Genomic DNA, 9,908 nt, shown 5'->3' on the forward strand with positions numbered 1-9,908 from the left:
CAGGCGCACCAGTCGAAGAAGGGCACCCCCACCATGGGCGGCCAGCTCATCCTCCTGTGCATCGGGACGGCGACCCTGCTGTTCGCGGACCTGAAGAGCCGCGGCGTCTGGGTGATGCTGCTGCTCACCTTTGGCTACGGCTTCATCGGCTTCTTGGATGACTGGCTCAAGCTTTCCAAGCGCAACTCCAAGGGATTGGCCGGGCGCAAGAAGATGGTGCTGCAGACCATTTTCTACCTGATCGCCATCTTCGGCTTCATGTGCACGTGGACGAAGGCGGACGGCTCCTTCGGCCCCACGCTGCTCATCAGCACCAAGCTGACGCTGCCCTTCATCCCCTCGCACTGGTTCAGCCCGGATCTGGGCTGGCTCTACGTGGTGTTCGGCTGGATCGTCGTCGTGGGCACCTCCAACGCGGTGAACCTCACGGATGGCCTGGACGGCCTGGCGATCGTCCCCACCATTGTCGCGGCCACGACCTTTGCCATCCTCTGCTACGTGGCGGGCACCACGCTGCACCTGGCGGACTCGCAGACGGTGAACGGGGTGACGCGCGTCGTGGCCACGCCGCTGTACCAGTACCTGGGCATCCTCCAGGTGCCGGGTGGGGCGGAGCTGTCCGTCTTCTGCTCCAGCATCGTGGGCGCGGGCATCGCCTTCCTCTGGTTCAACACCTACCCCGCCTCCGTCTTCATGGGTGACGTGGGCTCGCTGGCGCTGGGTGGCGCGCTGGGCGGGCTGGCCGTGCTCTCCAAGAATGAGGTGGTCTCCGCCATCATCCACGGCGTCTTCTTCGCGGAGATCCTCAGTGTGATGATTCAGGTCATCTCCTTCAAGACGACGGGCAAGCGCGTCTTCAAGATGGCCCCGGTCCACCACCACTTCGAGCTCAAGGGTCTGGCCGAGCCGAAGATCATCGTCCGCTTCTGGATCGTCGCCATCCTGTGTGGCGGCGTAGCGCTGCTGTCCCTCAAGCTCCGCTAGGAGTCGCATCCCATGTCCTCCGCCTCCGCGCTGTCCGGTCAGAAGGTGTTGGTGTTCGGGCTGGCAAAGAGTGGAGTGGCGGCCATCAAGCTGCTGCTCGCGAATGGGGCCCAGGTGACGGCGCTCGACGCCCGGGACGAGGCGTCGCTGGGCGAGGTGGCCCGTGAGCTGAAGGCCCAGGACGTGAAGCTGGTGACGGGGGCGACGCCGCCCGGGCTGCTGGAGATGCAGCACCTGGTGGTGGTGAGCCCCGGCGTGCCGCTGGACCTGCCGGAGCTGAAGGCCGCGGCCGAGACGGACATCCCCATCTGGGGCGAGATCGAGCTGGCCTGGCGCTTCCTCTCCGAGGTGCCGCTCATCGGCATCACCGGCACCAACGGCAAGAGCACCACCACGGCGCTCACCGGCGAGCTCTTCAAGCGGGGCGGGGGCCGTACTTTCGTGGGCGGCAACCTCGGGCGGCCGCTGGCGGAGGCCGCGCTCACGCCCAAGGACTGGGACACGCTGGTGGTGGAGCTCTCCAGCTTCCAGCTCGAGGGCGTCCACCAGATGCGGCCCAAGGGCGCGGCCATCCTCAACCTCACGCCGGACCACATCGATCGCTACGCGAACCACGAGGCGTATGGCGAGGCGAAGGCGCGCATCTTCGCCAGCCAGGGCCCGGGTGGCTTCGCGGTGGTGAACGCGGATGACGCGCACGTGCTGCGGCTGGGGCTGCTGGCGAACGTGCCCGTCTACGGCTTCAGCCTCACGGGCCAGGCCGCGCAGGGCGGCCCGAAGCTGACAGGGCTCGCGGTGGCGCGGCCGGGGGGCTTCCGGCTGGACTTCCTGAAGGAGGACTACTCGCTGACGAACCGCGCGCTGCGCGGGGGGCACAACACGCAGAACGCCATGGCGGCGGCGCTGCTGGCCCGGCTGGGCGGCGTGTCGCGCGAGGCCGTGCAGGCCGGGCTGGACAGCTACCCGGGCTTGCCCCACCGCCTGGAGAGCGTGCGAGTGCTGGAGGGGGTGGAGTGGGTGAATGACTCCAAGGCCACCAACGTGGACTCGGTGCTGGTGGCGCTGCGGGCCTTCCCGGGCAACCTGCTCCTCATTGCGGGCGGGAAGGGGAAGGGCGCGCCGTACCAGCCGATGGTGGAGGAGGGGCGGGGCAAGGTGAAGACGGTCCTCACCCTCGGCCAGGACGCGGAGACGATTGCCGCCGCGTACCAGGGGCACGCGGAGGTGCACCCGTGCGGCACGCTGGACGTGGCCGTGAGGAGGGCACGCGAGCTGGCGAAGGCTGGCGACACGGTGCTGCTGTCCCCCGCCTGCGCGTCGTACGATCAGTTCAAGAACTTCGAGGACCGCGGCGACACCTTCAAGCGGCTCGTGCAGGGGCTCTGAGGTACAGGCCATGAAGACAACCGCCGCGCCCGTCCGGTTCGATCCCATCCTGCTCTGTGCAGTGCTCGCGCTCGTGGCGCTGGGGCTGGTGATGGTCTACTCGGCCAGCGCCATCCTCGCGCAGGACAAGCTGGGCGACAGCCTCTACTTCCTCAAGCGCCAGCTCGTGGCGGCCGGCATGGGCGTGGTGGCCATGGCCGTGGCAATGAAGGTGGGCTGGCGCCGGCTGGCACGCCTGGCCTGGCCGCTGCTCATCGTCACCATTGTGCTGCTCGTCATCGTGCTGATTCCGGGCATCGGCACCACCGTGGGCGGTGCGCGCCGGTGGATCCGCTTCCCGGGCTTCGGCCTCCAGCCGGCCGAGGTCGCCAAGTTCGCCTGGGTCGTCTACCTGTCCTACTCGCTGGCCAAGAAGCGCGAGAAGGTGGCCACCTTCTCCGTGGGCTTCCTGCCCCACCTGCTGCTGTGCGGCGTGCTGGTGATGCTGTGCATGCGCCAGCCGGACTTCGGCAGCTCCGTGCTGCTCGTGTTCCTGCTCTTCGTGCTGCTCTTTGCCGCGGGCACGAAGCTCAGCTACCTGGTGGGCTCGGTGCTGCTGGCGCTGCCGCTGGCGTACGTGGCCATCGCCTCCAGCCCCTACCGCATGAAGCGCGTGCTGGCCTTCCTGGATCCCTGGGCCCACCGCCATGACGTGGGCTACCAGGTGGCCGAGTCGCTCATGTCCATCGGCTCGGGAGGGCTCACAGGACTCGGCCTGGGGGACGGACGGCAGAAGCTCTTCTTCCTGCCCGAGGCCCACACCGACTTCATCTTCGCCATCATCGGCGAGGAGCTGGGGCTGGTGGGCGTGACGCTGCTGGTGGCGCTCTACGCCATCGTCATCTGGCGCGGCGTGCGCATCGCCCTGGCCGCGCCGGAGCCGTTCGGCACGTACCTGGGGCTGGGCCTCACCTCGATCGTCGCATTCCAGGCGGTGGTGAACATGTGCGTGGCCATGGGGTTGCTGCCCACCAAGGGGCTGACGCTGCCCTTCGTCTCCTACGGCGGCACGTCGCTGCTGGTGTTGATGGGGACGGCGGGCGTGCTGCTGTCGCTGAGCACCGCCGCAGACGGGGCTCAGCGGACCTCCCGCGTGGGCGGCGAGATGCGGGAGGTGGCGGCGTGAAGGTCCTCATCGCTGGTGGCGGGACGGGTGGGCACCTCTTTCCAGGCATCGCCCTGGCGGAAGAGGTGGTGACGCGCCACCACAAGAACGAGGTCGTCTTCGTGGGCACCGAGCGGGGCCTGGAGGCGAGGGTGGTGCCGCAGGCGGGCTTCCCGCTCGAGTTCATCCGGGCCCGAGGCCTCAAGGGCAAGGGGCTGGGGCAGCTCCTCCTGGGCCTGCTGACGCTGCCGCTGGCCTTCCTCGAGTCCTTCCGCATCCTCCAAAAGCACAAGCCGGACGTGGTGGTGGGAGTGGGCGGCTACGCCAGCGGGCCGGTGGTGATGGCCGCGTGGATGCTGGGCATTCCCACCGCGGTGCAGGAGCAGAACGCGCTGCCGGGGATGACCAACAAGATCCTCGGCAAGTTCGTGAAGGTGGTCTTCACCGCCTTCGAGGAGGCGCGGAGCTTCTTCCCCGAGGGCAAGGTGCAGCTGGTGGGCAACCCCATCCGCCGCAAGCTGATGGACAACTACCTGCGCTCGCACGTGGCGCATCAGCACTTCTCCGTCCTCGTCTTCGGCGGCAGCCTGGGCGCCAAGGGCATCAACCAGCGGGTGGTGGAGGCGCTGGACTCGCTGCAGGACTTGAAGGGCCAGCTGAGCTTCGTGCACCAGACGGGGAAGAACGATCTGGAGATGGTGCGCAAGGGCTACGCGGACCGAGGCTTCCAGGCCGAGGTGGTGGAGTTCATCGACGACATGTCAGACGCCTACGCCAGGTCGGACTTGGTGGTGTGCCGGGCCGGTGCCACCACGCTGGCCGAGCTCACGGTGTGCAAGAAGGCCAGCATTCTCATTCCCTTTCCGTACGCCACGGATGACCACCAGGCCGTCAACGCCCGGGCGATGGTGGAGGCGGGGGCCGCATTGATGTTCCGCGAGGCGGAGCTCACCGGACAGATGCTGGCCGAGCACATCCGTCTCCTCAAGACGGAGCCAGCGCGCCTGAAGCAGATGGAGAAGAAGGCAGCGCTGCTGGGCCGCCCCGAGGCCTCCAAGGAGCTGGCGGACGTGTGCGTGGATCTGATGGTGAAGGCGTACGGGCCCAACGGCCGCGAGCGTGCGGCGAAGGCCGAGACGCCCAAGCCCTCCAGGAGCAAGTGAGTCATGACCCAGGGTGGCGGCAAGCCCCAGAGCCTCTTCAAGACGCGCCATGCGGCACAGGTGCACTTCGTGGGCATCGGCGGCATCGGTATGAGCGGCATCGCCGAGGTGCTGCTGAACCTGGGCTACCGGGTGTCGGGCTCGGATCTGAAGGGGAGCGACATCACCCGGCGGCTGGCCGCCATGGGCGCCAGCATCTACGAGGGCCACAAGGCGCAGAACCTCGTGCAGGCGGACGTGGTGGTCATCTCCTCCGCGGTGAAGAAGGACAACCCGGAGGTGGTGGCCGCGCGCCAGCGGAAGATCCCCGTCATCCCCCGCGCGGAGATGCTCGCGGAGCTCATGCGCCTCAAGTACGCGGTGGCGGTGGCCGGCAGCCACGGGAAGACCACGACGACCTCCATGGTGGCCACGGTGCTCTCGGCGGCGGGGCTGGACCCGACGGCCGTGGTGGGCGGCAAGGTGAACGTGCTCGACTCCAACGCCAAGCTCGGAAAGAGCGAGCTGATGGTGGTGGAGGCGGACGAGAGCGATGGCAGCTTCCTCAAGCTGCACCCCGCCATCACCGTGGTGACGAACATCGATCCCGAGCACATGGACCACTACGGGACGCTCGAGGTGCTGAAGACGGCCTTCGTGGAGTTCTGCAACCGCGTGCCCTTCTACGGGCTGAACGTCCTGTGCCTGGATCACCCCAACGTGCAGGAGCTGCTGCCCCGGCTGGAGAAGCGCGTCGTCACCTACGGCAGCTCGCACATGGCGGACTACCGCCTGGAGGGCATCACGCTGGAGGGCTTCACCACGCGCTTCCAGGCCTTCCGGCGAGATGAGCCGCTGGGCGAGTTCCGCGTGCGCATGGTGGGCGCGCACAACGCCCTCAACGCCCTGGCCGTCATCGCCGTGGCCGAGGAGATGGAGATCCCGCTGGACACCGTGCGCGGCGCGCTGGCCGAGTTCGGCGGCGTGCAGCGGCGCTTCACGGTGCGCGGCGAGGTAAGCGGCATCACCGTGGTGGACGACTACGGGCACCACCCGACCGAGGTGCTGGCCACGCTGGCCGGCGCGCGGCGGGCCTTCGGGCGGCGGCTGGTGGTGGCCTTCCAGCCGCACCGCTACAGCCGCACCCATGATCTGAAGAAGGAGTTCACCACCTCCTTCAATGACGCGGACGTGCTCTTCGTCTCCAGCGTCTACGCGGCCGGCGAGGAGCCCATCCCCGGCGCAACCGGCGATGCGCTGGCGGAGGCCATCCGCGCCCACGGGCACCGCGACGTCACCTACGTGGAGAAGCGCGTGGATCTGCCCGCCGCCATCGCTCCCCGGCTGCGCGAGGGAGACATCGTCCTCACGCTGGGCGCCGGCGACATCACCCAGGTGGGGCCGGATCTGCTGGCCCTGCTCGGGAAGACCGGGGTCGCCAAGGGCGGGTGAGTATGACGGCGCGCATCGCATCCTCACTCCCGGAGCAGGTGTCGCTCCTCGGAGGCTGTGAGGTGAAGGCGGGCGAGCCGCTCGCTCCCCTCACCAGCGTCCGGGTGGGAGGCCCGGCGGAGGCGCTCGTGCGTCCGCGCAGCCCCCAGGCCCTCGTCGCGCTGCTGCGGCTGGCCCGGGAGGAGGGCGCGCCCGTCTCCATCCTCGGCGGTGGCGCCAACACGCTCGTGGGAGATGGGGGCGTGAAGGGCATCACCCTTCGCCTCCCGGGAGATCTCTTCCCGGAGGTGGCCGAGGTGAGCGAGGAGGAGGGGCGGCTCACGCTGAGCGCGGGCGCGGCCATCGTCCGGCTCATCAACCTGATGCGGGGCAACGGCCTCGTCGGCGCCGAGTTCCTCGCCGGCATCCCCGGGACGCTGGGCGGCGCGGTGGCGATGAACGCCGGCACCAAGAACGGCGAGTGCTTCCGCGCCGTGGAGGCGGTGGAGGTGGCCACCGTGGACGGGGTGGGGTGGCTGGAGAAGGCGCGCATTCCTCACGCCTACCGGCACTCGGAGCTACCCCCGGGCGGGGTGGTGACGCGGGTGCGCTTCCGGCTGCTCAAGGGAGACGTCGCGGCCTCCAAGCAGGCCATGGACAAGGACCTGGCCTACCGCAAGAGCACCCAGCCGCTCAGCCAGCCGAACTTCGGCAGCGTCTTCACCAACCCGCCGGGCGACTTCGCCGGGCGCCTCATCGAGACGGTGAGCCTCAAGGGCCACACCCTCGGCCGCGCGCAGGTGTCCACCCTGCACGCCAACTGGATCGTCAACCTGGGCGGTGCCACCGCCCGCGACGTCCTCGGGCTCATCACCCTGATGCAAGAGCGGGTGAAGGCCGAGACAGGCGTCGAGCTCAAACCCGAAGTCAAACGCGTAGGGGAGTTCCTTCCGTGAGCGTCCTGTCCAAGTCCGATCTCAAGTCCAAGCGCGTCGGCGTCCTCATGGGCGGCCTGTCCGCCGAGCGTGACGTGTCCCTCCGCACCGGAGCCGCCGTGTCCAAGGCGCTGCGCTCCCTCGGCTATGACGTGGTGGACATCGACGTGGGCAAGGATCTGGCCGTGCGCCTCGCCGCGGAGAAGGTGGACGTGGCCTGGCTCGCGCTCCACGGCCGCTACGGAGAGGATGGCTGCATCCAGGGCCTGCTCGAGGCCCTCTTCATCCCCTACACCGGCAGCGGCGTGCTCGCCTCGGCCATGGGCATGGAGAAGGTCTACGCCAAGCAGGTCTTCACCGTCCACGGCATCCCCACGCCTCCTTATAAGGTCTTCTCGGACGCCCCGAGCGCCCGGGCCGCGGTGGACTCGCTGTCCTTCCCGTTCCCCGTCGTCGTCAAGCCCAGCCGCGAGGGCAGCAGCGTGGGTGTCCACGTCTGCAAGACGAAGGAGGCGTACCTGGCCGCCGTGGACGATGCCTCCCAGTACGCCGGCTTCCTCCTGGTGGAGCAGTTCATCAAGGGCCGCGAGGTGCAGGGCGCCGTGCTGGATGACGAGGCGCTCGGCGTCATCGAAGTCGTGGTTGCCCGCGAGTTCTACGACCAGGAGGCCAAGTACACGGCGGGGAGTGGTACGCGGTACCTCTTCCCAGCACCCCTGCCCGCAGATCAGTATGCGCGCGTGAACGCGGTGTGCCTCGCCGTCCACAAGGCGCTCGGCTGCAAGGGAGCATCGCGCTCGGACGTCATCGCCACCGAGTCGGGAGAGGTGTTCGTGCTGGAAATCAACACGCTGCCGGGCATGACGGAGACGAGCCTGCTGCCGAAGATCGCCGCGGGCCAAGGCATTGACTTCCCCACCTTGTGTGAGCGGATCCTCCTCGGCGCCTCCCTCAAGGCCTGAGCCTCCAGCAGGAGCTCCTAAGGGGTTTCCCCTAGGCGCCGCTACAGCCACGTACCTGTAGCCAAAAACTGGCGCACCGATCCAACCGGGCGCAGCATGCGGACCTGTTTTCCATGGCCTTTGGGAAGTCCAAGAACCGCCGCCGCGTCGACACCGCCCAGCAGAAGGAGGCGGTGAGGGGCGTCGTGCGCAACCACGGTCCGTCCGTGGGCAAGGGCCTGCTGGCCGCCGCGCTCACCGCCGGCCTCATCTGGGGTGGGGTGGAGCTGCGCGCCTGGGCGCTGGCCTCGCCGCGCTTCCAGCTCCAGGAGACGAACTTCACCGGGCTGACGCACGCCTCGCGGGCAGAGCTCGTGAAGCTGTCGGGCCTGGCGCTGGGGCAGAACCTCTTCGCCCTGGAGGTGCCCGCGCTGGAGAAGGCCATGCTCCAGCACCCGTGGGTGCGCGGCGTGGAGGTGACACGGCACTTCCCGGCCACCGTCTCCGTGGCGGTGGCGGAGCACACCGCCGAGGCGCTGGTGGTGCTGGGCGATCTGTATGTGCTGGACGGGGAGGGCGAGCCCTTCAAGCGGGTGACGCCCGGGGATGGGCTGGATCTGCCGCTCGTCACCGGCGTGGAGCGCGACGCGTACGTGAAGGATCCCGCCGGGGTGCGCGAGCGCATGAAGGCGGCCATCGCGGTGGCGCATGCCTATGCGGCGCTCAAGCCCGGCCGGCACGAGCGGCTGTCCGAGGTGCGGGTGGACGGCACCTCCCTGGCCCTGGTGACGGTGGCCGGACAAGAAGTCCTGCTGGGCGAGGGGAACACCGAGGCCAAGCTGACGCGGCTGGCGCGCGTGCGACGCGAGCTGAGCGCGAAGGGCCTGACGGCGGACGTCATCCACCTGGAGAACCGGGCTCGTCCCGGCTGGGTGGCCGTGAAGCTTTCGAGTCCCGCATCCGAGAGGAGCGGGGTCTCGACGCAGTAGGGAACGCCCTTTCACGAGAGTGGGGGCACCGGGGAGGCAGTTGTCATGGCGAAGCAGAAGTCTGGGGAGATCATCGTCGGCCTCGACATCGGCACGACGAAGATCTGCGCGATCGTCGGTGAGCTCACCGACAGCGGGATCGACATCATTGGCATCGGCACCCACCCGTCGAAGGGGCTGCGCAAGGGCGTCGTGGTCAACATCGAGGCCACTGTGTCCTCCATCCGCCGCGCGGTGGAGGAGGCAGAGCTCATGGCGGGAGCGGAGATCTCCCACGTCTACACGGGCATCGCCGGTGGCCACATCAAGGGCTTCAACTCCCAGGGCATCGTCGCGGTGAAGGACAAGGAGGTCCGCGAGGCGGACATCGCCCGCGTCATCGACGCCGCCAAGGCCGTGGCCATCCCCCTGGATCGGGAGGTGATTCACGTCCTGCCGCAGGAGTTCATCATCGACGACCAGGGCGGCATCAAGGAGCCGCTGGGCATGGCGGGCGTGCGGCTCGAGGCCAAGGTGCACATCGTCACCGGCGCCGTCTCCAGCGCGCAGAACATCGTCAAGTGCGCCAACCGCACCGGCCTCAACGTCGCCGACATCGTCCTGCAGCCGCTGGCCTCCGCCGAGGCCGTGCTCAGCGAGGACGAGAAGGAGCTGGGCGTGTGCCTGGTGGACATCGGCGGCGGCACCACGGACATCGCCATCTTCTCCGGCGGCTCCATCGTCCACACCGCCGTCATCGCCCTGGGCGGCAACAACCTCACCAGCGACATCGCCATCGGCCTGCGCACCCCGGCGCACGAGGCCGAGCGCATCAAGCAGAAGTTCGGCTGTGCGCTCGCTAGCATGGTCAACAAGGATGAGACGATCGAGGTGCCGAGCGTGGGCGGCCGCCAGCCGCGCGTGCTGGGCCGGCAGATCCTCTGCGAGATCCTCGAGCCGCGCGTGGAGGAGATCTT

General features: G+C 68.8%; 9 protein-coding genes. All 9 read left to right on the top strand.

Going from position 1 to position 9,908, the window contains the following annotated elements; genetic code table 11:
• A partial coding sequence (gene mraY / locus VD972_RS19360) for a phospho-N-acetylmuramoyl-pentapeptide-transferase (protein WP_324989110.1) occupies positions 1-984 on the top strand: 984 nt, incomplete at its 5' end.
• 12 nt (positions 985-996) lie between these two features.
• Complete coding sequence (murD, locus tag VD972_RS19365; protein ID WP_324989112.1) at positions 997-2,370, top strand: UDP-N-acetylmuramoyl-L-alanine--D-glutamate ligase; 1,374 nt, start codon at positions 997-999, stop codon at positions 2,368-2,370.
• Between the two features lie 10 nt (positions 2,371-2,380).
• Positions 2,381-3,535, top strand: coding sequence for a putative lipid II flippase FtsW (gene ftsW / locus VD972_RS19370; RefSeq protein ID WP_324989114.1), 1,155 nt, complete (start codon positions 2,381-2,383; stop codon positions 3,533-3,535).
• Complete coding sequence (gene murG / locus VD972_RS19375) at positions 3,532-4,677, top strand: undecaprenyldiphospho-muramoylpentapeptide beta-N-acetylglucosaminyltransferase (RefSeq protein ID WP_324989116.1); 1,146 nt, start codon at positions 3,532-3,534, stop codon at positions 4,675-4,677. Before ftsW ends, murG begins: the two co-directional genes overlap by 4 nt.
• A gap of 3 nt (positions 4,678-4,680) precedes the next feature.
• Positions 4,681-6,108: a UDP-N-acetylmuramate--L-alanine ligase gene (gene murC / locus VD972_RS19380; protein WP_324989117.1), complete on the top strand. Its 1,428-nt coding sequence runs from the start codon at positions 4,681-4,683 to the stop codon at positions 6,106-6,108.
• A gap of 2 nt (positions 6,109-6,110) precedes the next feature.
• Positions 6,111-7,043: a UDP-N-acetylmuramate dehydrogenase gene (gene murB, locus VD972_RS19385; protein ID WP_324989119.1), complete on the top strand. Its 933-nt coding sequence runs from the start codon at positions 6,111-6,113 to the stop codon at positions 7,041-7,043.
• Positions 7,040-7,984 (top strand): D-alanine--D-alanine ligase, encoded by a 945-nt coding sequence (locus VD972_RS19390; protein WP_324989121.1) that lies wholly within the window; start codon positions 7,040-7,042, stop codon positions 7,982-7,984. Before murB ends, VD972_RS19390 begins: the two co-directional genes overlap by 4 nt.
• A 113-nt stretch (positions 7,985-8,097) precedes the next feature.
• Positions 8,098-8,952, top strand: coding sequence for a cell division protein FtsQ/DivIB (locus VD972_RS19395; RefSeq protein WP_324989123.1), 855 nt, complete (start codon positions 8,098-8,100; stop codon positions 8,950-8,952).
• A 45-nt stretch (positions 8,953-8,997) separates the two neighbouring features.
• On the top strand, positions 8,998-9,908 hold a 911-nt coding region (gene ftsA / locus VD972_RS19400; RefSeq protein ID WP_324989125.1), incomplete at its 3' end, for a cell division protein FtsA.

This window comes from Hyalangium sp. (assembly GCF_035629615.1).
Lineage (GTDB): Bacteria > Myxococcota > Myxococcia > Myxococcales > Myxococcaceae > Hyalangium.